Annotated in this window: 25 protein-coding genes; 5 read left to right on the plus strand and 20 right to left on the minus strand. The window is 55.3% G+C overall.

The annotated features are described in order from the left end of the window. Positions 1 to 5: 5 nt before the first annotated feature. The 13 genes from D1820_RS15395 to D1820_RS15455 form a co-directional block, all read right to left on the minus strand. Positions 6 to 965, minus strand: a complete 960-nt coding sequence (locus D1820_RS15395) for an ABC transporter permease (protein ID WP_118069649.1) — start codon at positions 963 to 965, stop codon at positions 6 to 8. Then, positions 962 to 2467: a sugar ABC transporter ATP-binding protein gene (locus D1820_RS15400; RefSeq protein ID WP_118069650.1), complete on the minus strand. Its 1506-nt coding sequence runs from the start codon at positions 2465 to 2467 to the stop codon at positions 962 to 964. Before D1820_RS15400 ends, D1820_RS15395 begins: the two co-directional genes overlap by 4 nt. Positions 2468 to 2534: 67 nt before the next feature. After that, positions 2535 to 3590: an ABC transporter substrate-binding protein gene (locus tag D1820_RS15405; protein WP_205521387.1), complete on the minus strand. Its 1056-nt coding sequence runs from the start codon at positions 3588 to 3590 to the stop codon at positions 2535 to 2537. A 471-nt stretch (positions 3591 to 4061) separates the two neighbouring features. Then, positions 4062 to 5024 (minus strand): ABC transporter permease, encoded by a 963-nt coding sequence (locus tag D1820_RS15410; RefSeq protein WP_118069652.1) that lies wholly within the window; start codon positions 5022 to 5024, stop codon positions 4062 to 4064. Next, entirely contained in the window at positions 5021 to 6550 is a 1530-nt protein-coding gene (locus D1820_RS15415) for a sugar ABC transporter ATP-binding protein (protein WP_118069653.1), read from the minus strand. Before D1820_RS15415 ends, D1820_RS15410 begins: the two co-directional genes overlap by 4 nt. Continuing rightward, the gene (locus D1820_RS15420; protein ID WP_162894103.1) at positions 6547 to 7497 is read right to left on the minus strand and encodes an ABC transporter permease; all 951 of its coding nucleotides are present in this window, start codon (positions 7495 to 7497) and stop codon (positions 6547 to 6549) included. Before D1820_RS15420 ends, D1820_RS15415 begins: the two co-directional genes overlap by 4 nt. A 92-nt stretch (positions 7498 to 7589) precedes the next feature. Further along, positions 7590 to 8789: a sugar ABC transporter substrate-binding protein gene (locus D1820_RS15425; protein ID WP_118069655.1), complete on the minus strand. Its 1200-nt coding sequence runs from the start codon at positions 8787 to 8789 to the stop codon at positions 7590 to 7592. A gap of 58 nt (positions 8790 to 8847) precedes the next feature. Then, the gene (locus D1820_RS15430; protein WP_118069656.1) at positions 8848 to 10461 is read right to left on the minus strand and encodes a GMC family oxidoreductase; all 1614 of its coding nucleotides are present in this window, start codon (positions 10459 to 10461) and stop codon (positions 8848 to 8850) included. A gap of 259 nt (positions 10462 to 10720) precedes the next feature. Continuing rightward, positions 10721 to 11221 (minus strand): hypothetical protein, encoded by a 501-nt coding sequence (locus D1820_RS15435; RefSeq protein ID WP_205521388.1) that lies wholly within the window; start codon positions 11219 to 11221, stop codon positions 10721 to 10723. Positions 11222 to 11303: 82 nt separating this feature from the next. After that, complete coding sequence (locus D1820_RS15440; RefSeq protein ID WP_118069657.1) at positions 11304 to 11531, minus strand: hypothetical protein; 228 nt, start codon at positions 11529 to 11531, stop codon at positions 11304 to 11306. Position 11532: 1 nt separating this feature from the next. Next, positions 11533 to 12099: a metallophosphoesterase gene (locus D1820_RS15445; RefSeq protein WP_118069658.1), complete on the minus strand. Its 567-nt coding sequence runs from the start codon at positions 12097 to 12099 to the stop codon at positions 11533 to 11535. Between the two features lie 120 nt (positions 12100 to 12219). After that, complete coding sequence (locus D1820_RS15450; RefSeq protein WP_118069659.1) at positions 12220 to 13065, minus strand: hypothetical protein; 846 nt, start codon at positions 13063 to 13065, stop codon at positions 12220 to 12222. After that, positions 13062 to 13829 carry an AAA family ATPase gene (locus tag D1820_RS15455; protein ID WP_162894104.1) on the minus strand — a complete coding sequence of 256 codons (768 nt, stop codon included), beginning with the start codon at positions 13827 to 13829 and terminating at the stop codon, positions 13062 to 13064. The genes D1820_RS15450 and D1820_RS15455 overlap by 4 nt, the downstream gene beginning before the upstream one ends. A gap of 87 nt (positions 13830 to 13916) precedes the next feature. Here D1820_RS15455 and D1820_RS15460 point away from each other — a divergent pair, with 87 nt between their 5' ends. Then, entirely contained in the window at positions 13917 to 14168 is a 252-nt protein-coding gene (locus D1820_RS15460) for a helix-turn-helix domain-containing protein (protein ID WP_118069661.1), read from the plus strand. Between the two features lie 226 nt (positions 14169 to 14394). Here D1820_RS15460 and D1820_RS15465 read toward each other — a convergent pair whose 3' ends face one another. The 7 genes from D1820_RS15465 to D1820_RS15495 all read right to left on the minus strand — a co-directional run bounded on the left by D1820_RS15465 (position 14395) and on the right by D1820_RS15495 (position 22153). Continuing rightward, entirely contained in the window at positions 14395 to 15777 is a 1383-nt protein-coding gene (locus tag D1820_RS15465) for an IS1182 family transposase (RefSeq protein WP_118070248.1), read from the minus strand. Positions 15778 to 15985: 208 nt separating this feature from the next. Beyond that, positions 15986 to 16798, minus strand: a complete 813-nt coding sequence (locus tag D1820_RS15470) for an NAD(P)-dependent oxidoreductase (protein WP_118069662.1) — start codon at positions 16796 to 16798, stop codon at positions 15986 to 15988. Beyond that, the gene (locus tag D1820_RS19215) at positions 16786 to 17226 is read right to left on the minus strand and encodes a hypothetical protein (RefSeq protein ID WP_254683325.1); all 441 of its coding nucleotides are present in this window, start codon (positions 17224 to 17226) and stop codon (positions 16786 to 16788) included. Before D1820_RS19215 ends, D1820_RS15470 begins: the two co-directional genes overlap by 13 nt. Before the next feature lie 516 nt (positions 17227 to 17742). Further along, entirely contained in the window at positions 17743 to 18738 is a 996-nt protein-coding gene (locus tag D1820_RS15480; protein ID WP_118069664.1) for a substrate-binding domain-containing protein, read from the minus strand. 54 nt (positions 18739 to 18792) lie between these two features. Continuing rightward, positions 18793 to 19779, minus strand: coding sequence for an ABC transporter permease (locus D1820_RS15485; protein WP_254683398.1), 987 nt, complete (start codon positions 19777 to 19779; stop codon positions 18793 to 18795). 2 nt (positions 19780 to 19781) lie between these two features. Next, positions 19782 to 21347, minus strand: a complete 1566-nt coding sequence (locus tag D1820_RS15490) for a sugar ABC transporter ATP-binding protein (protein WP_118069666.1) — start codon at positions 21345 to 21347, stop codon at positions 19782 to 19784. A gap of 134 nt (positions 21348 to 21481) precedes the next feature. After that, positions 21482 to 22153 (minus strand): GntR family transcriptional regulator, encoded by a 672-nt coding sequence (locus D1820_RS15495; RefSeq protein ID WP_118069667.1) that lies wholly within the window; start codon positions 22151 to 22153, stop codon positions 21482 to 21484. A 106-nt stretch (positions 22154 to 22259) separates the two neighbouring features. On the opposite strand from D1820_RS15495, the gene D1820_RS15500 reads away from it, so the two are divergent. The 4 genes from D1820_RS15500 (at position 22260) to D1820_RS15515 (ending at position 26797) form a co-directional block, all read left to right on the plus strand. Next, the gene (locus D1820_RS15500; protein WP_118070250.1) at positions 22260 to 23129 is read left to right on the plus strand and encodes an SMP-30/gluconolactonase/LRE family protein; all 870 of its coding nucleotides are present in this window, start codon (positions 22260 to 22262) and stop codon (positions 23127 to 23129) included. Positions 23130 to 23155: 26 nt separating this feature from the next. Then, the gene (locus tag D1820_RS15505; protein WP_118069668.1) at positions 23156 to 24190 is read left to right on the plus strand and encodes a sugar ABC transporter substrate-binding protein; all 1035 of its coding nucleotides are present in this window, start codon (positions 23156 to 23158) and stop codon (positions 24188 to 24190) included. A gap of 85 nt (positions 24191 to 24275) precedes the next feature. Then, on the plus strand, positions 24276 to 25799 hold the full coding sequence (locus tag D1820_RS15510; RefSeq protein WP_118069669.1) for a sugar ABC transporter ATP-binding protein: 1524 nt from the start codon (positions 24276 to 24278) through the stop codon (positions 25797 to 25799). Beyond that, on the plus strand, positions 25796 to 26797 hold the full coding sequence (locus D1820_RS15515; RefSeq protein ID WP_118069670.1) for an ABC transporter permease: 1002 nt from the start codon (positions 25796 to 25798) through the stop codon (positions 26795 to 26797). Before D1820_RS15510 ends, D1820_RS15515 begins: the two co-directional genes overlap by 4 nt. Position 26798: the final 1 nt, after the last annotated feature.

Below are 26798 nucleotides of genomic sequence, written 5' to 3' on the forward strand. Positions count from 1 at the left end.
TCGTCTCAGATCCCGATTGTTTTGCGGCGGGTAAAGCCAACTGCCAAAAGCAGGAGCAGCCCCGACACGATGGACTGAAGGAAAGGTGACACGTTCAAAAGGTTCATGCCGTTGCTTAAAATGGCGAGCAGCAGGCAGCCCAGCAGGGTACCCTTTGCGCCCCCCAATCCGCCGGTGAATTGTGTGCCGCCCAGAGCGACCGCAGTGATGGATGCAAGCGTGAAGGGCAGGCCAATCAGCGCATCTCCGGAAGAGATCCGGGCCGCCAGAAAAAGCCCGGCGGATGCGGCAAAAAGCGAACAGGTGATGTAGGACATGATTGTCACCCGCGTGACATTGATACCTGCCAGTCGGGCGTTCTCGGCAGAGCCGCCGATGGCAAAAACATAAAGGCCAAACCGCGTGCGCCCCAGAAGGTAAAGGGCCGCCGCCATCGCAAGCACGCACCAGGCCAGTTCGGACGGTACGCCCGCAAATCCGGATCCGACACTCAAAGCCAGCCAGCCCGGGACATCTCCACCAGGCGTGGGGCGGATCAACAGGGCTATGCCGGTAATAATCGTGCTGGTCGAAAGGGTCGCAATAATCGGGTGGATGTCCAGAAAGGCGATCGCCGAGCCATTGATCGTGCCTACAACAATTGCGATCCCCAGGACCAATAGAATGCCGACAGCGGGATCAATCGGGAGAGTGATCGCTGCGGCCACCAGCCCGATCAAGGCGCCAACCGAGACGTCCAGCCCGCCGGTCAGAACGACAATCGTCTGACCCAAAGCCACCAACAGAAGCGGCGTAACCTGAACCACGAGGTTCTGGGCGTTTTCGGCGGAGAGGAATTGCTCGGTTGTCACGGTAAGACCGACTGCAACGATTAGTACAATCAGAAGAGAAAGGTTTTGCCCGCCTTTGCGGGAGGTTCGGGAAATCCCCAGATTTCCCGGCACGGATTTAAGAAGCGTATTCATGCCGCTGCCTCTGTTTCTGTCGTGTCGGTAATGGCGGCGTGCAGAATGCCTGCCTCTGTGGCGTTGTCGGCGTCCATTTCGGCGACAATTGCCCCGCCCCGGACAACGAGAATGCGGTCGCACATGCCGATCAACTCGTTCATTTCACGGGAAAGCACGACGACGGATTTGCCTTCGGACACAAGTTCACGCAGCAAGACATAGATTTCGGCCTTGGCGCCGACATCGACACCGCGTGTGGGTTCTTCAATCAGATAGACATGCGCCCCCGAGGCCAGCCATCGACCGATCATGACTTTCTGCTGGTTCCCACCCGACAAGGTGCCGACAACCTGTTTGTCGCTTGAGGCAGCAATGTTCATGCTGACCATCATTTCCGTGACAATGCGGTTGGTGTTCTGAACCAGACTCCAGAAACCGCGTTTCTGGTGGCATCCAAGCAATATGTTCTCGTTGATGGGCAGGGTGAGGTACAGCCCTTCGTTCTTTCGATCCTCCGGAACAAAAGCGACGCCTGCATCAACCTGCTCACCCACGCCGGCATTAAGCCGGTGCTTGTGGTCCACGCCATTTGCATGGCTGTGCATTTCACCCGAGTATGCGGGTTCGGCCCCGGCAAGCGCACGGATGATTTCCCGCTGTCCCTGACCTTCGAGACCGGCGATTCCCAGGATCTCACCCTGGTTCACCTGGAACGAAACGCCCTTTTCCTGATCTCCACAGACGAGATCGACGACCTTGAGGGCCATTCTGTCGGTCTTGGTCTGCTTTGGTGGAAACCAGTCGCCGAGTTCGCGTCCGACCATCAACGACACCAGAGCATCTACCGTCAGGTCCGAAATGGGGCGGGTGGCAACGTGCTGGCCGTCTTTAAGAACGGTCACGGTGTCGCAAAGGTCAAAGATTTCGTCCAGTCGGTGCGACACGTAAAAAATGCACTTACCAGCTGCCTGCAGTTCACGGATCAGTCGCTTGAGCTTGGTGACATCTTCATCGCCGAGGGCGGCAGTTGGTTCGTCGAAAATAAAGACGCTGGCGTTGGCAGAGATGCCACGCGCGATTTCAACCATCTGCTGTTCCGCGACAGTCAGGGTCGAAATCATCCGGTCCGGGTGAACCTCAAGACCGACGTGGCTGAGAACTTCACGGGTTTTCTTTTCCATCTCGGAGAGGCTCAGCCCCGCCCGGGTGCTTTGTTCGTGTCCCAGAAATATCGACTCTGTAATTGTCAGGTTCTCGATCAGGGAAAATTCCTGAAAAACGGTGGAAATGCCCCCGGCCAAAGCGTCACGAGGTGTTTTGAACTGAACGATCTCGCCGTTGAGCGTGATGCTGCCTGTGTTCGGATGCGTGACGCCGCCAATCAACTTCATCAGCGTTGATTTTCCTGCCCCGTTTTCACCGGTCAGTGCGTGGACCGATCCATCGCCACAGGTTAGCGAAATTCCCTGCAAGACCGTCACGGGTCCGTAAGATTTTGAAAGTTTTTCAACCTGAATCATGCGTGTCTCCCAATGCAATGAAGCAGGCGTTGTTTGACAACGTATGCTTCGCTTTTGCTCAAGTTTTCTACTTGCCGTAGATTTCCTGAAGCTTCTCTTCCGGGAGGGAGGAAGGGAACCAAAGGTTTTCGTTCAGATCTTCGCGGAGGTAGTCATCCATCTGATCCTGCAGGATAGGATCGGGCTGACCGACATAGCGGTGCACCATTTCCTCTCCCTCCAGCAAAGCCATTGCTGCGCGAACGGCAGCAGCACCCTGTGCCGGCGGGAACACGGCCGCCATAGATTTGGCGCCCGAGGCCTTCCAGACTTTGAAGAAGCCGTTGTTGCCTTCCCCTGAAATCGGAGGAATCGGCAGGCCCAGTTCGACAAACACGTCCATGCAGGCGTGGGTCATGGCCGCACCAGACGACCAAATACCGGCGGGGTTCGGATCGCTCAGCGCCAGGCTTTCGCAAACCTGCTTGCCCTTGTCATAGGCCCAGTCACCGTGCTGCTCTGAAGAGATAGTGATGTCGGTGCCTTCCAGCGCCATCAGCAGACCTTCATAACGGAACAGGTCTTCGGAAACCCCGGCTTGTCCGCGCAATACCCAGATGTTTCCCTTACCGTCCAGCTCGTCCACTAGGAACTGACCCATGACACGGCCAAAGTGGTGTGGATCGCCCTGGATGTCGACGGTGTAATTGTCTGTGTCGACGGCGGTTGAGTGAACCACCACCGGAATGCCAGCGGCGGTCGCCTTGTCAATTATGGGGGACACAGCGCTGAGCGACACGGGCGCAATCACGATGGCGTCAACGCCCTGCGCGATCATGTCTTCGATATCAGCAATCTGCTTGGCCGGGTTCGAATCTGCGTTTGTAAAGATAAAGTCGCCGACATTTTTATTGGTCGAAGCGGCATGGCGTGCCTCTTCTGCCATTTGAATCATCCAGGTGTTGCCGAAGCCCCAGATACTGAAGCCGATCTTCCACGGGCCGTCCTTATGGAAAGCGCCCGCTTCGATGGTGCGGTTTTCGCCGTCGCGCGGAACCATACCGTCCATAAGAAATACATCTGCAAAGCTTGCAGAGGCAAACATGGCAAGTGCTGCCGTCGACATCGTTAGAAATTTCTTCATGACTCTGACTCCTCCTATAGTCGGGATAATTACTGCCATCTGATATCTCAGATGTCAAACTGTTAACAATATTCTTTGCACATCACGGGCACAATGAAACTCTTGGTGAAATCAGCTTTTATCTTGATTACAGAGGGTTATGAGAAGTTTAGGGGATGTCCGGGACGTCACTCATTCCGAGCCGGCAGCCTGAGTGCTGCCAAAGCAGGGGCACCTTGCTCGGGCACGGAATCCCATTGAACTGTCGCTTGTGCTCAGGCGGCACATGCCGGCCAAAGCGGTCGCAAACTGGGCGCTCAGCCCCTGGCCGGTTTGATAAAAGTGTTCAGGCGATCCTGCGCGCCGTGGAATGATCCCCCCCGCTGGCACAACAAGAAATGTGGCGCCCTGTGGCGCAGAGAAGCGCTGTAACGCCAAATAGCGCTACGTGACAAACCGGAGTTGCCTTCGAGGCGGACCTGCCAATCGGGATTACTTCACAAAAGCCAGACGTGTCCGGTCAAGGGTCAGAGCAACAGCGAAGATGACAATCATACCAGTAAAGATGGTCTGGGCATAAGGATGCACCTGAGCGATGTTCAGCCCGTTTTTGACAATGGCAATGACGGCAACGCCAATGATCGTGCGGTGTATGCCACCGCTGCCTCCGGACAGGGCGGTTCCCCCAATGACCACCGCCGCGATGCCATCCAGAAGCAGGTCTTCGCCCATGCGGATTGTCCCTGCCGAGGTGCGGGCAACCATGAGAACGCCACCAACCCCGGCGGCAAGACCCGAAAGGACAAAAGCCAGGATCTTGATCCGGCCGACGTCAAAGCCAGACAGCATGGTGGTTGTGGGCGCGGCACCGGTTGCGATGATCGCCCGGCCAAGATGTGATCTAGCACCCACAAAAGCGGCAATGACGAAGAAGAGCAGGGCCCAGAGCGCGACGTTCGGAATATTGCCGATGATCTTGCCAGAGGCAACCCAACGCATGAACTCGTCCCGGAACAGCACATTGCGCCCGCCTGTCAGCCACACGGTTGCGCCCCCTAAAATCGTCATCGTGCCAAGGGTGGCGACAAATGAGGGAATGCGGCCCACCACAACAAGCAAACCGTTCAAAAGCCCGACAAGGGTCGCGGCAGAGATACCGGCGATCAAGGCTACTGCGGCATGCATATCGGTCTGTTTGAGCAACAGCGCCGCAACCACTGCTGCAAAGGTCACGATCGCGCCGATAGAAAGATCAATGGACCCGAGCAGAATGACAAATGTCAGACCCGAAGAGACGATCAGCAGTACAGCGGACTGTCGCAGCAAGTTCAGGATATTCGGGGTCGACAGGAACCTCGGGTTGATCGAATAGAACACCACGAGCAGCACTGCGATGACCACAAGAGGGAGAAAGGTGCGGATAAGCGCCCTTTGACTGTCAGAGAGCGGAATCATGTCATAAACCTTACTATGTCTTGCTCGGTTGGCTTGGTGCCGACAGGGGCGTCAATTTCGGCTGTAACAGCGCCTTCGCGCATAACCAGAATACGGTTCGACAGCCCGATCAGTTCCAGCAGATCGTCAGAGACCAGCAGAACCGAGACACCGCGCGAAGTAAGATCCCGGATGATTGCATAGATCTCGGATTTTGCGCCTACGTCGACGCCGCGTGTCGGATTATCCAGAACCATGACCGAGATGTCGCGCGCCAGCCATTTGGCCAGAACCAGTTTCTGCTGGTTGCCGCCGGACAGATAGACGGCATCCTGGCCGGGGCCGCGCGCCTTGATCGACAGTTTTGAAATAAAGTCTTCTGCCTGCTTTTTTTCGCGATTGGGGGAGATGACCCCACCTGCCAGCGACACGAGATCGAGCGAGGGCAGCGAAATGTTCTGTGCAACTGACATATAGCCGATGATGCCTTCGGTTTTGCGTTCCTTGGGAACATACCCCAGACCCAGAGATTTTACGCGCGTTGTGCGTCCGCGAAGGGGCAGGGCCTCGTTCATCACGGTGATTTGGCCATTTTCGGGGTGCGGCCGGTGCCCGACAATCGCGCGAACGACCTCTTCTTTGCCGCAGCCGATCAAACCGCCGATCCCAAGAACCTCGCCTGCTGCGATCCCGAAACTGATTTCGGCCAGGTCCGGTCCTTGCAAATGTTCGACCCTTAGGCGCGTGTCGCCGAAATCGGTGCGTTGCATATCTTCATGATAGAGGGCTTCGTCACGAATGCGGCCCACCATCAGCTCGTGAACATGCGTGTCCACTATTTGATCGCCGCTCAGTTCGCCCGCCATTTCACCGTCTTTGAGGACATAGATGCGGTCGCAGAGATCGATGTACTCGGACAGTTTATGCGTCACGATGACGAAAGACGCCTTTTCGCGCAGACGCCGGACGGCCTCGAACAGAATGGCAACCTCACGCTCGCCAATGGCGGCTGTCGGTTCGTCGAGCAGGATCAACGGATGTGCGATCCCGGAATGCTCGGACAGGATGAAAGCGCGCGCGATCTCGACCATCTGGCGATCATGGAACGGCAGATCATCGGTCAGGGCATTTGCGTCAATGTGGCCAAAGCCAAGTTCAATCAGCTTTTCCTGAGCAACGCGGCGCATTTTGCGACGGTCAAGGATCAGCTCCCAGCGTTGAAACGCGTCCTCGAACCCATAGTAGATGTTCTCAAATATTCGCAGGTTGCCGATCAGCGCCTGTTCCTGAAACACCATTGCGACGCCTTTGGTCACTGCATCGCGGTAATCGGTCGGCACATAGTCGGCCCCGTCGAGTGTCATTGTCCCGGACGAGGCTGCAATCACACCGGCCAGCAGTTTGAGTGTTGTCGATTTGCCTGCACCATTCTCTCCGGCAATGCCGACGATCTCGTTTTGGCGAATTTCCAGAGACACGCCTGACAGAACTTTTATGTCGCCGTAAAACTTGGACAGGTTGTCGATCTTCAGAAGCGCTTGGGTCATTTCACGTCCTCGGCAGTCAGATGGCGGGACGTGATGTAGACCGCAGCGAGGATCGTCATCCCCTTGATCGCCGTCTGAATATAGGGGTGCAGTGAAATGATATTCATGCCGTTGGACAGCACAACGATGATCGCGACGCCCAGAATTGTCAGCCTTACGCCGCCAGAGCCGCCTGTAATGGCAGTTCCACCGATGACAACAGCGGTGATTGTTTCGAGCATGAGGTAGTTCCCCATGCTTGCCGCACCGGTGCCAAGGCGGGACATCAAAAGTGTACCCGCGATGCCGGCAAAAAGGCCGGAAAAGCAAAAGGCGATGACTTTGACCCGATCAAGAGGAGCACCCAGAAGACGGGCGGTCGCTTCGTCGCGTCCGATTGAAAACAGGATACGTCCGGCGCGCGTTTTTTCATGCAGCAAGACACCGACCAGAAAAACGCAGAGCGCATAGACAAGAATGATCGGCAATGCTTCAAATGGGCCCGCTTGGGTAAAGGCTATGAGGCGTTCATCGAGCACGGGAATGGACTGCCCGTCGGAAATATAGAGCACAAGACCAGAGAGGGATGTCGCCATCCCGAGCGTCACCAGAATGGAAGGGATCTTGAGCCCGACAAAAAGCGCGCCATTGATCAAGCCACAGGCCAATCCAACCACAGGTCCGACCAGAAACACCCAGAATCCGAGTTCCGGTGCCAGCCAGGCCGCAACCATGCCCGAGATGCTGGCGATTGCGCCAACAGACAGATCAATCGACCCCATCAATATGATCAGAGTCGCTCCGATAGAGGCGACCAATGTCACGGATAGGGCAAAAGCGATGGAGCGCAGATTGCCTGATGAAAGAAAATTCGGTTCAAGAACGGCAAACAGCACAACCAGCAAGACCAGAAAGCCCGCTGTCAGCATAGAGCGATTTTGAAACACGGGGAGGCTCTCTGTTTTCAAGACAGTGCTCCTGATCTGGGTTTAGCCGTTTGTTGTAGAGTAGTTTATTGAAGGATTGGCGGCAGGGGTTTCTGCCGCCAATCCCCAGTAACTTAGAACGGCAGCTTCATCTGATAATGGTCGGCATACTGTGCTTTTACCTTGTCCAGATCACCTGCGGCAACCGCATCGCGATAGGCTGCAGGAAGCTCGTAGCCTGCTGGCTTGTCAAACGGAGCCCACATGTCAGCAACATCTGCTGGCCACACGACGTTCTGCGGATCCCAGTCGTCGGGGTGCAGCGTGCGGGACATCTTGCGCCAGTCAAACGGCAGCTTGCCGTTGTCGCCCGCAAGGAAGGTCTTCAGCGCCGCAACATTGTCTTTGGTTACAAGCGTACCGCCCGTGTACATCATCCGCTCGACCGGCGAAGGTTCGAAGCCCTGGATAACGTCGAACGCCCGCACCAGTGCATAGCCAGCCTGATACTGCGGCATGTAGCTGATGGTTGCCAGATAACGGCCTTCGGCAATCATATCGAGGTTGTCGGCGTTGCCGTCATGTCCAACCACGGGGATCTCGATTCCAGCTTCTTCCAGCGCCTGCACGACACCAAGACCGATCGAGTCGTTCTGGGCGTAGACACCATCGATCTGGCCATGCGCAACAATGGCGTCCTCCATCACCTGACGACCATCGATGGGGTTCCAGTTGCCGGGCTGGCGAACGACCAGTTTGATGTCGGGGAACTCAGCCAGAGCTTTGTCCAGACCGCGCGTCCGTGCGATATCGGGCGTCGCACCCGGGAAACCGGTCACGTGGACAAGGTTACCTTTCCCGCCCATGGCTTCGAACAGAACCTTGGCAAGATTATAGGCATTCACCACATCGTCAGCAGTGAAATAGCTGCCGTAACCCATGCCCTGATCAATCGGGTGCATCCAGGGCAGCGTATCCCAGACCGCGATGTTGGTTGCATCATTGGCACCTGTCAGGTTGGTGATGTTGCGCACATTTGCGGTGTCGTTGCTGTCGCCGAAGAAGCCTTTGACGCCGTTTTCCAGTTGGCTTTCGATGATTTCGATATGCTTTGCAGCGGAACCTTCGTATTCCAGAATGTTGTAATCTACACCCAGAGCTTCGGCAGCCTGCGTTGCACCGACGTTCCAGTCAGTAAAATAATCATTGGCGAGACGGGTTACTACCGAAGTGATCTTGATCGAGCCTTGCGCAAATGCAGGGCGGACAAGGCCACTTGCAACGGCCCCGGCGGCAGTTGCAGACGCCAAAAAAGTCCGACGATTAAGTTTCATACGAATTTCCTCCTATTGCGGCCAAAGATTTGCATATGGGAAAGCCGGCCTTGCTTCCTCACGTGTTTGCAGTTTGAAATTTGTTGCCCATAACCAGATCGCTGGCCTTTTCGCCAATCATGATTGAGGGGGCGTTGGTGTTTCCCGATGTAACCACGGGCATCACCGAAGCATCAGCAACGCGGAGCCCATCAATGCCACGTACGCGCAGTTGCGGATCCACAACGGCCATTTCGTCCGTGCCGATCCGGCAGGTGCCCGCCGGGTGGTAAACGGTCTTCCCATACTCGCGGATGTGCTGGCGCAAATGTTCGCGCGTATTCTGCGAGGGGCCCGGCATCTCTTCCTGACTCACAAATTCGCGCATTTGGTTGGACGCCATGACCTCGCGGGCAAGTTCCAGACCTGCAATTGTCGTCTCCACATCGTGCGGGTCAGACAAATATCGGGGGTCGACTTTCGCCGGGTCCTTGGCGTTGGCGCTTTGCAACGTCACCTGTCCTCGGCTTTTCGGGCGCAGGACACAGGTGTTGATGGTTGCGCCGGCCTGGTTGATGATGGGGCGGTCCATCAGGTCGAGATAGACAAGTGGCAGAAACTGCATCTGAACATCGGCGCGATCACCGTCCAGACCTGTGGCGGCAAAACAATGGCCTTCGACCACGTTTGAAGAGGCAGGCCCAGTCCCTGTTAGCAGAAACTGAAGGCCATTGCGAATCATCCTCCACCCCTTGTCTTGTCCGAAATAGCCATGCCGTTCGCCGGGGCGACAAAAGGCGATGACCGGGACTTCGCAGTGATCGTGGAGATTCTGACCCACTCCGGGCAAATTCAGCCGGGTTTTTATGCCATGCTTTTGCAATTCGGCTTCTGGCCCGATCCCTGACAACATCAACAGCTTTGGTGTCGCAATGGCTCCGGCGGAAAGGATGACTTCGCTCTCAGCTCTTACGCTCAAGGTTTTGCCGCCCTGTTCGTACACGACGCCGACAGCCCGGTTGTTCTCAATTTCAAGGCGTAGGGCAGTGGCTCCGGTGAACAGCTTCAGCCGGGGGTTCTTGAGTTGCTGATGCAGAAAGGCCCTGGCCGAGCTGGATCGCCGGTTGTCGCGGATCGTCGCCTGGCAGAAGCCGACACCCTTTTGGCGCGCACCGTTGAAATCGGGGTTGTATTCATGGCCAACGGATTGTGCCGCCCGGATAAATCCCTTGGTCATCGCATTGATGTGGCCAAGGTCCGAAACACCCAAAGGGCCATCGCTGCCGTGGTATTCATCCGCAAAGCGCTGGTTGGTTTCGGAGCGTTTGAAGTAGGGCAGTACATCATTGTAGGACCAGCCTTGGGCGCCCATGTCGGCCCAGTCATCAAAGTCCTGCGCCTGACCGCGGATATAGACCATCGCGTTGACCGACGATCCGCCGCCAAGTACCCGACCCTGTGGCAGAATACGCGGACGCCCATCAAGTTCGGGTTGCGGCTCTGTTTGATAATGAAAAAGGTGACGTGTCGGCATGAGCTTGGCAAAGCCCGCCGGTAAAGGCATCAGCGGATGAGAGTCGCGTGATCCGGTTTCAATCAATGCGACACGTGCGTCGGACTCTGATAGAAGTCGCCCAGCCAGCGTTGCGCCGGCGGATCCTCCTCCGACGATAACGTAATCAAATGATGCCATTCAACGAACCTCCGTTTTGGCATCTGATATATCAGACGTCAGATTGTCAATCTTCTTTTTTATACAAAGAAATTGCTGGCCGGTAGGAATTTGCGGGATGGGCAGAAAGCGGGGCGGAAATCCTGTCCAGCGGCACCGGAAGCGACAACGCAGCGGTGGTACAGGGGCGAAAGCGAGGAAACTGGCACTTTACCTGTGCGGTCGGCCGGAACTCTCCCGGAACTTTTTGAGACAGTCAGCCGCCAGATTGTGCGATGTCCTAGGGTGGCACCGGGCGAAAGCCAAGGGGCCGGTTTGCAACCATGACGATTGTGGGGCCATCATGTGGTTTGCATAAAGCCTCGAACACTACGGCCCTGTCCTGGCGATGGTGTGCTAGCATGTCATCAACAGTAAACCGCGTCATTGACGCAGTGCGGATCGCGCGATAGTCCTGCATGTAGGCAGACACCATCATCCGGGCCAGATATTCGAAGGGCGGATAGAGCCTCAGATCGGTCCAGAGCGTTGCGCCGACGATCCGGACGCCTGCAACTTCGGTCGCTGCACCATGCAGCACGCGAATATCGAGGCCTTTGGCATGCAACTCCTCAAGCTTGCGTTCCTCATCTTCCATCAGTTCAGACCAGATCGAGCCATAGGGTTCGTGATTGCCCCAGATCACGACGACAGGGCAGCCGTATTTTCGGGCGGTTCGTGCTGGAAATTCCAGATGCCGCCCCATCGTATGAGTGTCGCCCGCGATCAGAACCCCGTCCACTGGTGCGGACAGGCCGGGGAGATCAAAACCTTCCAGAACTCATCATGCAAGTCACTCCAGACCAGAAACCGCGCCATCGCTCTTACTTTCGCATGACCTTCGGGAAATGCTTTGGATTGATCCATTGCTTGCCGTCATTGGGTGCACCCCACGGATTGCTAAATTGCTTGTCGGCTGGGGCATCATCAATTTCCAGATCACACGCACTGAGAGCGCGTCTGGCCCGCTTGTGCTCGGCCTTCTTGAAGGCTTTGTCGCTTGCAGCAGAGGTCATGCCACAGATCGGCGTCTTGCGATAAGATAGGGACATCTCAGAACTCCCTCGCATTGTGCTCGACATCAACCCAGTGCTTATTCTGGGGCAGCGATTTGGCGCGTCTTGCAAGATCCTCAAACCGCACAGGCATGTAGTCCCAAACATCAACGCCTGCGTTGACGCTGTTGCTTGAGCCTTTCCAGTTCTTGTGGACATGACCAAAGATCTGCAGCGCTCCGCGCCGGGCGCGGTTCCAAGTGATCAAGGGATAGTGACAAAGGGTGTGCATCTGTTTGTCGGAGCCATCCTTGACCTCCGCCATGTGAGAGATGCTGTCCCATGGCAGGGCCAGAGTCGGTTCCAGGTCATGATTGCCGACGATCAGGTGCTTCTCCGCACCCGGCAGCTTGGCAAACAGTTTGGTCAGCCAGTCCCGATCCTTTGCCTTCTGGCCGAAAGCAAAGTCGCCAACGATCCACAGGGCATCATTGGGGCCCACCATCGCCCACAGGTTTTGCATCAGAACTGCATCCATATGGTTCGCCGAACGAAAAGGGCGGTCACAGAACTTGATGATGTTCTCGTGCCCAAAATGGGTGTCTGCCGTATACCAATTGGTCATGTTTCTAACTCCGTCATGCACGCCCGTTATGTTTGGTGGCGGCGGCGTCAGGACGTTGCAGGGATGGGGGATCATCGCGTGGCGAACAGCTCAAAGCCGCCCGCCTGGCTATCCGGGAAATCACAGATCCATGTCCGAGGCTTCAACCTCCTCACCGGTCAGCGCATCGACAATCTGACGATCCAGTTCTTCGGTGTGCATCCGGCCGAGCTCGTAGTCCTCCAGAGAGAAGTTGATGGAGGTCATACCCGGTTCACCACGATAGCTGACTTTGAAGGTGGCAACGCAGCCCGGTCTGATCAGCTTGTCACGCGGATACTCAAACCGGTACTCAACAGTGTTGCGGTAATGCTGGGCTGAGCCGCACAACTCATATTCGGTGATGAGCTTGCCGCCTGAACTTGTCGTTTCCTCACGCCTGATTTGCCCGAGCGCATCAAGGTCGGAAATGAAGCCGTCCGTACTCCAGGCATAGGTCAGCACTATGTCGCGCCCGTTGATCTCAACGCGTGAGGGTGGCCCGTAGGTCTCCTCAATCTGGGCTTTCAGTTCCAGCGGTTCGGGCAGTTCGTCACTCGGCTGGCGAATGCTGCGATAGATCGCCATGGGGCGCTGCCCCATCACATCCGAAGCAAGCCTTGCCGTTATCTGATTCTGTGCTGCCTTGGCCAGGCGTCCATTGATACCGACATCGCCGATCCGGGTGAAGAGCTGATAGGTGAACTCAAACACCGCGCCATCAGGGGATTGTATCCGCAGACCTTCGCTCTCGCTTGTTGGGGCAGCGTCGCTGCGTTCTGCGTACAAGGCGAGAACATCATCCAGCAGATCGCCGGGTTGCAGGCCAAGAATCTCATAGGGGTAAGGGCGCTCAGCGGGTGCTGGCATGGCCGTCAGGGTATCTTCCGCCAAACCAGCGGAGGCAAATGAAATGCCAAGACCAAGCGCAAATGAAAAACGGATCATGCAACAGACTTTCTGATGTAGGAAAAGGGAGAGGTATCGCCCTCAAAGGCTTCAAGGCGCAGGCCTTTCAGGGCCCACTGGAGTTCGATGGTCAGGGCAAGTACTTCGGAGTAGGCGGCATGCGCCGCGCGATAGCGTGCATACCCCGGTTGGCCGGACTTGCATGTCAGTATGGAGCTAAAATGCGCGATATCGCCATGCAGGATCTGTTCAGCCAGCGCTTCTGAGCCAGGGAGCTCCGAATGGAATACTGGAAGTGCGCCAAAGGCCTCACGTATCTCAGCAGCTTCGGCGGCACCGTGACGATGTCCAGTGATCAGGCCGAAGATATGCTCGGGACAATCAAATTGTTCATTGATGCTCTGTGATGAGAAGCGCGCCTCAATCGAACCTGTAGCGGGCACGACAATCAGATCAGCCTTTGCAAGTGCCATCGACAAGGCGTCTTCGGGATAGGCTTGTGTATCTATGAGAACGATATCAAAGCCGCGCGATGCAGCAGCAGCCAGAGAATCTTCCACGCGCTCGTCTGTGGGGCATTCTGCCAACTCCAATTGAGGTGACCGAAACCGGCAAGCCTCCATTGCCGCTATCCATGTCTGCAATGTGGTAGGTTCCTGACATTTTGGACCCCTGCAGGTCTGGCTGGTGCAATCCATCACCATCACACGCTTGCCCAAAGCCAGAAACCCCGACGCCAACGCCATTATTGCCGTCGTCCGCCCGGATCCGCCCTTAGCCGCATGAATGGTGATGGTGTGCATAACGCATGTCCTCGTTAATTCACAGAATACTTCATTATTCATAAAATACTTCATGGCTGCAAGGGGTCAATTCCTGACCCTTGCGATATGAAGAACGAAACTGAAAATGATGCACTATTGGATGCATTTAGCCGCGAATTGAGACGAGCGCGAACTGAAGCGGGGATTTCTCAAGAAGAATTGGCTCATCGCGCCGGTAAGAGCATTCGGTACATTTCCCTGCTGGAAAGCCGTAAGCATCAACCAAGCTTGGCGACGCTTAAAAGTGTTTGCGATGGATTGGATATTTCGATGTCTGTGTTCGTTGCCAAAATTGAGGCAAACTTGAGTTCTGTCTGACTTATCCGACTAGTTTTATGCTACGCGGTTTTGATCGCGTGATTGTCGCACCAGTACCGAAGGACACAATGAACCCAGCGTAAGCATGAGAGGTGTTTCATGGGCGAAGAAGGTTGAAGCATAGCACAAAAAATGGGCGGATTGTGTTGAAAAACTCGTTATTTTTGACCCATTAGTGTTGGTTACTACGTTGATTTCATTTGGCTGTTCGTAGCCAACCTGCTTTTCACGCCGTGGCCGGTTCCATCGGCTTGAGCTTAGCGAGTTTCCGGAGGTTTTGGGCGGTGGCGGCGAGGGTAAATTCATCATGGACGCCACATGGGCCACGTAGTCGGAGCCTGCCCAATCCAAGGATACGTTTGAGATGTGCGAAGAGCATTTCGACCTTCTTGCGTCGGGCCTGAGCCTTCGGATTGAACTCCGAGGCAGTGCATGCTCGGGCAAAGTCTCTGACAACTTCATATTTCTCTCGATGAACCGAACGCCTTTCAGCGTTAGGGCAGCACTTTGCCTTTAATTCACATTCTGTGCAGTCTGACTTCAGCGCCTGATAATTCCTGGCTTTCCAAACGGGTGCATTTCGGGCCGGATCCGAATAGTTTCGCCTCGTGTGCAACATCTCCTTGCCACCTGGGCAGATGTAGCGGTCGTTCTCGTCGTCCCAAGAGAAGTCGGATCGCGAGAAGGTGCCGTCCTTGCGTTCACCTTTGTCAAAGACTGGGATGAACGGCAGGATTTTCCGCTTCAGTGTCAACCAAACCAGATTGTCGGCGGCACCATACGCGGTATCAGCCGCAATCCAATCAGGCTTTATGCCAAAGCGCTCTTCGGTGCGGTCGAGCATCTTGCGCATGGCACCAACCTCGGCGGTTCTGTTCGAGCGGCTGGCATCCACATCAACGATGATACTGTGATCTGTATCGATCAAATAATTAGTGGAATATGCAAAGAAAGCGGGGCCTTTGCGTGCGGCAGTCCATTGGCTGGCCGGATCGGCATGAGCAGTAAACTTCGGCTTGGTCGTGGTGGCCGCACCAAAGGCCTCGTCGTCCAACGTATCGAGATATTCCCGCACGGCACGTGGTGCATCGTTCGCGTCAACCACTCGGGTTGCCCAGTGTTCGGGGTTGCTGGAGTTCTGTTTTTGAACATCAGCGCTTATCAAACTGGCATCGACGGCAAATCCCTGACCGCCCACGAGCCCTTCCTCCATGCAACGCTCGACGGTCGTCTCAAATACGTGGCGCAAAAGATCACTCTCGCGGAAGCGGCCGTGACGGTTCTTGGAAAACGACGAATGATCCGGGATCCGGTCCGTCAGATCCAGACGGCAGAACCAGCGGTAAGCAAGGTTCAGATGAACTTCCTCGCACAGACGGCGTTCCGACCGGATACCAGAGCAATATCCAACGAGTAGCATTCGGATCAGTAGCTCAGGATCAATTGAAGGACGGCCTGTATGGCTATAGAAATCCGAAAGATGCGCGCGGATGCTGCTCAAATCCACAAACCGATCAATCGACCGCAGCAGGTGATCTTGTGGAACGTGAGCCTCCAGAGAGAACTCATAAAACAACGCCGCTTGCGCCTCCTGCTTTGGTCCCATCATCGCCAAATCCCCCAATCAATAAAGGAATTGAATCAGCAGCCTGTGCTCCGATCAAGGAATAGTTTTTCAACACAATCGGCGGGAAGCCGAGTTTCGCTACGTTCGCGAAAAGAGTCCAATTTGCAGGTAATGCTGACATTCAGCGCACTTTGTATTCGGATAACCTAACCCTCACAGGGCATGAATCACACAATCACAGCGCACTCTGTTACCACCCCGGAAAGTAGGTTTCGAAAAAGTTTGGGATCCGAACAGTGAACAAACGCTTTAGCGCTGATTTGGCGGCAATGATTGCAGTTAGTTTTGCAGGGCTTCCGTCCTTCGCAGAATAGCCAATCACTTGCCGCGTTTCAGAAATATCCCAGCGCATACCCGGGTTATCCGACATCAAGTTTAGGGCGGCAAAAGACACATCCTTCGCATCAATTGCTGCCTTCATTCCGCCCAGAAAATCGCGATCGCTGAGCCACATTTCTTGGCCCCAACGACCCATCGCCATGTGTGGGCCGGGTTGGTTGTCGTGTGTCCATTGCGTCCAACCAATGCGCAGGCAGATAACTGACAGCCCATGGTGTTCCGCAAAATAAGCGCCCGTGCGTTCGCAGAACAGCTTTGACACGCCATAAGCGTTCACTGGTCCCGGTGGCGTCGAGCTATTGAGCACATCTTGTGTGAATCGCTTGTCGCCGTGGATCCAATTGGAACTGGCAAGTACAACGCGGCTGACACCCCTAGCCGCTGCATGGTGGTAGAGCGCGAGCGTTGCTTCCATGTTATGCGTGATCGCCGAGGGCCACGTGGCGGCAGGCTCTCTATCGCCGGCCAGATGCACGATCACATCAACGCCATCTAGAAGATTCACCCAATTGTCACCGTCGCTGGACAAATCGGCCGTGTGAATGTTGGGGTGATCGACGGCTCGAATGTCGATACCGGAAACTGTGTAGCCGGGATCGCTTTCGAGCGTGTCAAATAGTTTGCGGCCAAGATGTCCGCCGGCACCTGTGATCAGGACATGCATGACAGGAGCTCCTCATAGTCTGATTGGGTACTTGGTGTGCGTAGGATCTCGTCATTCGCCCAGACGCGAAATGCTTGATGAAAGCTCATTGTTTCACCAGATTCTAGGTGGCGTGTAGGGGAGTGCCACTCGGCTTCGCAATAGGCGTAATCACCTGAGTTGAAAATTTCGAACGGATACTGATGGGCAAATTGGTCACCTTGTTCAGGCGGTGACACCGAGCAACTCATCCACGGGCCAGCCTCACCACATCGGATCAGCGAAGTTCCGTTTGGATTTGGCACTCCTATTTTGAACTCCTGCAGGCGCGCGCAATTCGCAATAACGCTCGTTTTGCTTGAGGTGACTATGCCATTTGGTTCACCGAAAACGGTGTTGAATTCCGGTTTGCCCGTTACGACGCCAATCATTGAGGGAGCATCAAGCATTATGACAGACCAGATCCCGGTCGGGCGCGGGCGCGTACCATGATTGGTGGCGTTATGCTCAATGGTCCAACTGTTGTGGGAGGTTAGGGTGACCCGTCGGGATACTGACAGCTGAGAGATGGGGCAGATGGAACTGGCCATTACGATCTGTGAGCCACTCATAGAAGTGATGTGATAAGACCCGCTGTCCAACGCGGGAAATGGGGCGCCGTTTGCCCAGGAAGTGTCTGGCGCGATCCATGTTTTTTCCCCTCCCCAGAGCGGAAAGCCGAATTGTGGAGAACGCGTTGGCAGGTCGGAGGGCTGCGTGCCTTCTAGTGCCAGTCCATCGAGGTCAGGGTTTTGGAAGAGGAGTGAGTTTCCTTGGAAACTCACATCCCACAATCGTCCCCCGATACCAGGTAGAAGGGTTAGTCGCAGATCACTCTGCTCAAGGTGATGAACGCGCCATCTGAACGACATTTTGGCCCCTTCCGATGGTCGTCTCGGCACACGCAAACGCGCCGGGACACCTATTTAAGTATGCTTGAACTGCGCGACGTTCTCAGCCGTGATTGGCATCACGCCGGTTTCAACGCGTTCGGGCAGCGGGTTGATCCCGGCCGCTTTCCAATCAGGCAACACTTTCAGCGCATCCGTGTTCTGCCAATGCATCATATGGAAAGCGAGGAAGATCTCCAGATAGGATTTCTGCGCCACTGCGCCGTGGATCGTGCCGTCCTCGATATACGGCAGCATGTCGTCATTGCGGTCCATTGCGACAATTTTGATGTCTTTACGACCCGCCTCATTGACCGCAATCGCAGCGCCCTTGCCGCTATCACCATCAGTGCCACCAATGCCGACAATGTCGGGATTCGCCTGAATGGCCTGCAAGTAAGCAGTCGGCGCATAGGACGGGTCAGCCTTGTCGTTGACGACATCGACGACTTCGATGTCAGGGTATTTCTCGGCGAAGATCTGTTTGTAGCCTTCAACCCGTTCCAAGGTTGAGGGTGCAGGGAACGTACCGAGGATGACTTTGCCCTTGCCACCAATTGCTTGTGCCAGCATTTCGCCGCCAACACGTCCGGCCTGAACGCCGTTGATGCCAAGGAAGGTGGACCGGGGGCTTTCGGGGATGTCACCAATGCAACAGGTAACCGGAATTCCGGCTTCAACTGCGCGTTCAACGCCGGGGGCTAGTGTTGCGGGGTCTCCGGGGAAAATGAGGATGCCAGCTGGGCGGCGTGCGATAAGCTCGTCCAGTTGACGCGCTTGTGCCGCGGTGTCGAAATCAAGCGGGCCGGTAAAGGTCGCCTTGATCCCCATCAGTTCTTCAAGGTCTTCCATCGCATTGCGATAGTCCACCCAGAACGGCACCTGCGTGACGATAGACAGGAAAACATATTCTTTGCCCGCCGCTTGCGCCATGGCCTCTTTGGAAAGAATGGGTAGGCCAAATGCAGCCGCCATTCCAGCGGTGGTCCCCGCTGTCAGAAGCTTGCGCCGGTTTACTTTCAATTCAGTCATCGTGATCTCCCTGTGTTGGATCATTGGTTGTTATTGATTTGTGGATTTACGGGTTCACCCCCGCTTGCTTCGGATCAGCATGTCCAGTGCAACCGCCGTGACGAGCACGCCGCCGATAACGATCATCTGCCAGTAGATGGATACGGCCAGCATGGTCATGGTGTTGTTGATCAGGGCGACGAACACGACGCCCAAGAATGCACCGAGGATCGTGCCTTCTCCTCCACGCAAGGATGCGCCGCCAATGACGGCCGCCGCCAGAACTTGAAGTTCGATGCCGTTACCCGCCGTCGGCGTGCCGCTCATCAAGCGAGATGCCAGCAAGACACCTGCCAAAGCTGCAAGCACACCCGTTAATGCGTAAAGGATGATGCGCACACGAGTGACATGAATGCCCGATAGCATCGCAGCATTTTCATTGGCACCAATGAAATAGACCTGCCGGAAAAAGCGCGTATGACGCACAGCCAGATCAAACAGGACAACCAGAAGAACGGTGAATAGGACGATCACTGGTAATCCTCCGAATTCGGCTTTGCCGATCCAAGCGAATGAGGTTGGCAAGCTGGATACTGAAAACCCTTCGGTCAGAACAAGCGCAATGCCGCGCGCTATAGACATAGTTCCTAGGGTTGCGATCAGCGGATTGATCCCGAGACCCGTCACCAGCACACCGTTCACGACACCCACAATTCCCCCCAGCACAAGGCCGCAAACCACGGCGGCTGGAATGGGCATGCCGGTCAGAAGCAGCATTGCGACGACGGTTGAGGAAAGAGCCATCACAGAGCCGACAGAAAGGTCGAATCCACCTGACGCAAGCAGGATCGCCATCCCGATTACGATGATTGCGGTGGGTGCCATCCCCACGGCTACGGCCCGGAAATTCGAGAAGCTAAGGAAGTATGGATTGACATTCGACATCACGATGATGATGGCGGCGATCAAAACAATCAGTGTCAGCTCGCGTATGTCGACAAAGGCTTGAAGGACGCGGCGCAGCAGCGGCCGCTTCGTGGGCAAGTTGGCTTGAGCGGTCATGGTCACGTCGTTATTCCTGATTGACTAGGTTGCGGTGCAGCTGCTGGTGGATTTGTATTTCCTGCAGCCAATTGAAGGAGAGTGTCCTCGGTCGCTTCAGCCGCCGCCACATCGCCCATAAGGCGGCCTTCGTGAACGACAAGAATGCGCGTTGAGAGCGAAACGAGCTCTGGGAAATCTGATGACACGACGAGGATGCCCATGCCTTCTGCTGCACAGCGCAGAAGTTCGGTGTGGATTTGGAATTTGGCCCCGACATCGACGCCCTTGGTGGGTTCTTCGATGATCAGAAGTCCGGGAGCACGTTTGAGCCATTTGGCCAACATGATTTTTTGCTGGTTGCCCCCTGAAAGGTCGCCGACAAATTCGGAGATGCCACTGGTTTTGACACTGAAGGCGTCGATGGCTGCCCGACTGGCCGCCCTAATTGAACCTGCGCGCATGACTCCCAAGGAGGAGTGTTCGTCAAGGCTGGCAGCAATCAGATTGTCGCTGAGTGTCTGTTCAAGAAAGAGGCCTTCGGTCTTGCGCTCTTCAGGAACAAACCCGACTCCAGCGCGCATCGCCTGCCGCAAAGAGGTAAAACTAACAGGTTTGCCATGCATCTCAATCTCGCCGGTTGAGCCGTGCAACAACCCGGCGATAGAGCGAACGATCTCGCTGCGGCGAGAGCCCATCAGCCCAGCCATGCCGACGATCTCTCCGGCCTTAATTGAAAACGAGATGTCTTCAAATTCGCCGGGATGCGTAAGATTGCGGACACGCAATACTTCGTCGCCGCTAATCTGTCCCGAGCGGTTTACATCGCCGGGATGCGCGCCGCCGATCATCTCGGCAACGACCTGCTCCTGAGACGTTTCTGATACCGGCAATGTGCTGATATGGCGCCCATCGCGCAAAACCGTGATACGGTCCGAAATCCGAAAGATCTCGGTCATGTGGTGACTGACATAAACAATGCCAATCCCCTTTTGAGTCAGGGATCGAAGCACGTCAAACAGCGCATCAACTTCATCCGGTGCCAATGCTGATGTTGGCTCATCCAGTAACAGGACGCGCGAGTTAAGGGATAGCGCCTTGGCGATTTCAACAATTTGACGAGAGCTGATTGGCAGGCTGTCCACGGGCATCGAGACGTCAATGTTCAATCCAAATTCTGCCAACAGTGCTTCGGCACGGCGGCGCAGTTCGGGCCAGTCGACGACACCCATTCGTGTGGGCGCACGACCCGCATATATGTTCTCTGCTACAGACAGGGCACCTGCGAGGCTGAGCTCCTGAAAAACACAACCAATGCCAAGGGATTGGGCGTGTGAGGGGCTTTCGATCCTCTGTTCCTTGCTGTCACAAAGGATGCGCCCAGCTGATGGCTGGTGAAGTCCGTAGAGCAACCCTAGGCAGGTGGATTTCCCAGCGCCATTTTCACCACAGAGCGCGTGAACTTCGCCCGGCATAACTTCGAAGTCGACACCGCCTAAAACGATATTTGCTCCGAAATTCTTGCCTACCCTATCCAGCTGGATAAGCGGCTGCGCGTTTGTTGGGTCAGGTTTCGTCGACACCGTCATTCAAATCTCCTCTCGCCTCCTGATTGGCATCTGATATCTCAGATGTCAATTGCAAAAGCACATTTTGGACGCGGCATGAAAAAGGGCAGACCCAAATTTGGTCCGCCCTGACAGGAGAAAATCAGCGTGTTACGTCAAGGTGTGAGGGCCCCCTCAAGGACGATGGCTGCATTTTGGTAGGTCTGTCGCGTACGATCGATATGTGCTGTGAGTAGCGATTTGATTTTGTCCATGTCCGCTTCACGAACCGCTTGCGCGATCTTCGTATGCTCGTCGAAAGAAAGTTCGGTGTGTTGGGGTAGTTTGGCCAAATGGGTTCGCAATGCTGCAATCTTACCGATGTAGCGGGTGTAGCTGGCCGTAAGGTAATCGTTCCCCGCATGTTCGAAAATCAGCTGGTGGAAAGCAGTATCAAGCGAAAGATATCCCTTTTCGTCGTCGCGGCTGCGCTCTCGCTCCATGTCTTTCACCACGCGCTGCATGTCTTCAGCTAAGCCCTCAGGATCACGCGAAAGTGCCAATTCAAATGCAGCGGTCTCGATCGCTTGCCGGAAATCACAAATCTGGGCCACTTCTGGCTCGGACAGCGAAAACACACGGGCACCTTTTTGCGGTTCGATGCTGACAAGTCCTTCATCGCGCAATTGTGCAAGGGCCTCACGGACTGGCGACTTCGACACACCTAGATCCTCAGAGATTTTTCGCTCCGACAAGATCTGACCCATCTTTAACGAGCCGTCGACAATACTGTTCCTTAGATGCTCCAGCGCGAGTTCTCTGAGAGATTTAGGTCTTTCAATGGCCATGAGCGTGATCTCCAAAAAATGTGTTGCACGGTCGAAGATATCTGATACACCAGATAAGGCAAGCTGGTATATCAGATATCAGAATATGACTGTGGGAGGTCCAAAAGTGCGTGCTGAACTGGTGGTTGATTGTATAAACCAACACGGTGAGGGGATCTTTTGGAATCCCGCAGACGGGCTTGTCTGGTGGACTGATATTGAAGGCTGTACGCTTTGGTCCTTTGATCCGTCGACGTTAAAAAGTGCCTCTCGCAAAATGGCCGAACGCGTGTGCTGTTTTGCTCCGCGTGCATCCGGGGGGCTGATTGTGGCCTATGCGGATCGCGTCGTTTTGTTTGATCCTGACACGGGCGAAGAATCACTCGTGACAGAATTTGAGTCGGGCAACCCCGAAACGCGCCTGAATGATGGGCGCACAGATCGGCAGGGGCGGCTGATTGTTGGCGGAATGAACGAAGTTTCGGGCAAAGCCGATTCGTCCGTCATTTGTATCGACACGGACTTGAAGGTGCGCACGATCATCGAAGGCGTATCCTGTGCCAACTCGACATGTTTCTCGCCGGACGGCGCAACGATGTTTTTTGCCGATACACCGGACCGAGAAATCGTTGCGTTCGATTACGACACCGCAAGCGGCTCCGTTTCAAGCCGCCGGCAACACGCCTCTTTCAAGGAAGAACCTGGCCTACCTGATGGCTCCTGCGTGGATGCGGAAGGCGGCGTGTGGAATGCCGAATGGGAAGGCCACCGCGTCGTGCGTGTGGCGCCGGACGGCACGATCGACCGCGTGATCGACGTGCCTGTTTGGAAGCCGACTTGTTGTACGTTTGGCGGCACTGATCTCGATACGCTTTTCATCACGACCTCGCGGCTGATGAGTGGCGAAGAAGACCTAACAAAAGAACCGGAATCTGGCGGCCTCTTTGCCGTGAAACCCGGCATTTGCGGCGTTATCGATGCGCCATTCAACGGATAACCAACACACTTCTGGAGGAAATAACTATGTTTAAGACGCTTATGACCACTACGCTTGCTGCGGGCTTTGCCGTGGCAGCCACGGTCGCTTCGGCAGACAACTATCCGGCACCTGTTCCGCTTCAAGATGGCGCTCAGGCATCAATTGATGCAATTGCCCCCAAGAACGACACGTTCCGGATTGCCTACATGCCGCCGGCAACCGAGTTCAACTACTACATTGCCATTGGCGAAGGCATCAAAGCTGTAGCGGCCGAAGCGGGGGTCGAAGTCTTCATGCTGGCGCCCCAGTCTGGTGCAGACATCAACGGTCAGATGGGCATGATCCAAGATGTGCTGACACAGGATGTAGATGCGATCATCTTCGGAACCCACGACGAATTCGCTGCCGCACCTCTGCTGAAGCAGGCCGTTGACGGTGGAATGGCTGTCATGATGATCAATTCGGATATTCCTAACTTCCCGACACCAATCCATGGTGTGGTCGGCTATTCGCAACGCAATGGCACCCACAACATCGCAGATTGGGTCATCGAAAACTACGGCGACAAGCCCCTGAAGGTCGGGATCATCGAGGGGCAGCCCGGTTACCATTCGACCGAACGCGTGGGCGGTTTCCTTGATGGGATCGAGGGCAACGAAAACTTTGACGTTGTGGTATCGATCGACGGTAAATGGAATGTCGAGGGCGGGAACACTGCTGGCATGGATATTCTGCAATCGAACCCGGATCTCGACATGATCTTTGCGGCAAATGACTACATGATCATCGGCGCATCTTTTGCAGCCAAGGCGCTCGGCCGTTCGGATATCGTGCTGCTTGGCAATGATGGCGACACCTCTGGCCTTGAGGAAATCGCTGCTGGAAACATCACCGCAACGGTGAACACATCGCCGTTCCTGATGGGTAAGGCTGCGATGCACGCGACCCTGGATGCACTGAATGGCACTTATCCCGGCGGCTGGATCGAAACCCCGACCACCATCGAAGATCAAGCTGGCGCGATCACGGTGCTGCAAGAGCCCGAGAAGCTCTTCCCGCAGCCGTCCAAAGAGTACTAAGCACTCTCCCTGCTTCCCGGTGGTGCGTGTGCACTGCCGGGGATGCAAATCAATCACTAATCACGCTCATGTCGAGGTAACCGCGATGAAATCCGCGACGCCCCTTTGGGAATTTGTCAATATCACTAAGGCCTATCCAGGTGTCTTGGCGAACGACAAGGTCTGTATCCGGCTTATGCCCGGCTCGATCCATGGTCTGCTGGGTGAAAATGGATGTGGAAAGTCCACAATGATCAAAACGCTGTCCGGTGTGCAGCAACCCGACAGCGGTAAAATCCTGCACAAAGGCGAGCAGGTTACGATCACCGACCCGCAGGCAGCGCGTGATCTGGGGATTGCGACGGTTTTTCAGGAATTCTCAATCGTGCCGACCTTGTCGGTTGGCGAAAACATCTTCCTTGGTAACATGCCCCGCTCGCGGCTGGGTGTGATCGACTGGGCCAAGGTGCATGCCGATGCTGCCAAGGTTTTGGCAGAGATGGATGTTGATGTATCGCCAGACACCATCACCGGAACATTGTCCGTTGGCGAGCAGCAATTGGTCGAGATTGCAAAAGCCATCGCTATGGATGCGCGCATGATTATCCTTGATGAACCGACGGCTGCACTTGGTGAGGATGAGATTGAACGCCTTCACCAACTTCTGCGCAACATGCGCGAACGTGGCACCGCGATCCTCTATGTGTCGCACAGATTGGATGAGGTCGAGCGGATCGTCGATGAAGTGACAATTCTTCGCAACGGGTGCGTTGTTCGAGCAAGCGGCGAAACCAAAATCAACGTCTCCGAGATTGTCAGCGCGATGGTTGGCGAAGATATTGGCGAGCATTATCCCAAGGAACACAATTCCAGCGATGAAGTCGTGCTGGAAGCAGCCGATCTGGCAACGAAATCTGGTGTGAAATACGTTTCGTTTTCGCTGCACCGCGGGGAAGTTCTTGGGTTGGGCGGCGTCCTCGGCAGCGGTCGCACGGAAATTGCCCGCGCCCTGTTCGGCACAGATGAACTGACGGCCGGGCAGATTACGCTGAACGGAAGCCCAGTTCGCTTCCGCGGGGAAATCGATGCCATCCGTGCCGGACTGGCCTTGGTCCCCGAGAACCGAAAATTCGATGGGTTGTTCTTCAATTTCCGCGCAAGTGGAAACGTCACCGCGGCTTCCCTTGGGGGGTTGAGCCGGTTCGGCGTTCTGAATTTGAAGGCCGAAGAACAAGCCACTCACGACCTGATCCGTGACCTTGAAATCTCGACCCAAGCCGAGGAAAAGACGGTTAACTTTCTGTCTGGAGGCAACCAGCAGAAAATCGTGATCGCACGATGGCTGTTTTCGGATTCAGACATACTGATCCTTGACGAACCCACACAAGGGATCGATATCGGCGCGAAGATTGCGGTCTACAAGCTGATCAACAAGCTTACCCGCGCTGGCAAATCCATCATCTTGATCAGCTCAGACCATGACGAGCTGTTGGCGATGAGTGATCGGATTGCTGTTGTCCATCACGGCACGATCGCGCGCACGGTAAATGCATCGGACCTTACACATGATGATTTGGTCCGTGCATCCGCCGACATCCCCCATTCCAAGTCTAAGGAGGCGTTCGCATGAAGCGGATCTTTGACACTCAGCTGATCGGGCCATTCGCGGCGATGGTGATCGTTGCCTTGATTGTGGCACTCACGACAGAGCGGTTCCTAAACCCCGGCAACCTGTCGAACCTATCCTTGCAAGTGAGCATCGTGGCGTTGATTGCAATCGGGTCTACCATTGTAATCTTCGCGGCCGGCATTGATTTGAGTTCTGGGTCAATGGTGGCTTTGTTGACCATGATCCTTGCGCAGATGTTGAAATTCATCGGCATCCCGTTGGTTCTGGCATTGCCGCTAATTCTCTTGATTGGCGGATTACTGGGCCTCTTTATCGGTTTGATTACCGCTTATGGGCGCATCCCGTCTTTCATCACTACGCTGGCAGCCCTGATCGCTTTCCGGGGGCTTGCGTTGACCTTCAACAACGGTTCGCCGATCTTCTCTCTTGATCCGGCGCTGGAACCGATTTTCTACGGCAAACTGTTAGGCGTACCGTTGCCCTTCTTCTACCTCGTGTTTTTCTATGCTCTTGCTGCGTTCACGATGAATTTTACCAAACTGGGCCGTGAAATCTATGCAGTTGGCGGCAATCCCGCCGCCGCCGTCTTGACAGGTATCAATGTGCGCAAGGTACAGACAACGACGTTTGTCATCGCTGGTTTCATGACGGCAGTCGGCGCGATTCTGATGTCGGCGCGCCTGAATTCCGGTTCGCCGAACTATGGTCAGACACTTGAACTTCAAGCTATTGCCGCAGCCGTAGTTGGTGGGGCTAGCCTTGCGGGTGGGCGGGGCAACATCCTTGCCACGCTAATGGGTGCAATGACGATCGTGATTGTTCAGAACGGTCTGAACTTGAATGCAGCGCCGTCCTCGGTTCAGAACATTGTGCTGGGGCTGATCATTCTGCTGGCTGTTGGCATCGACATGTGGCGAGCCGAAATCTCGGCGCTTATGGGGCGCATCTTCGGCCGCTCATCAACAAAGCAATCATCAAACGTAAAGAAGGAGGCCTGAG

Source organism: Phaeobacter sp. LSS9 (assembly GCF_003443595.1).
Classification (GTDB): domain Bacteria; phylum Pseudomonadota; class Alphaproteobacteria; order Rhodobacterales; family Rhodobacteraceae; genus Phaeobacter; species Phaeobacter piscinae.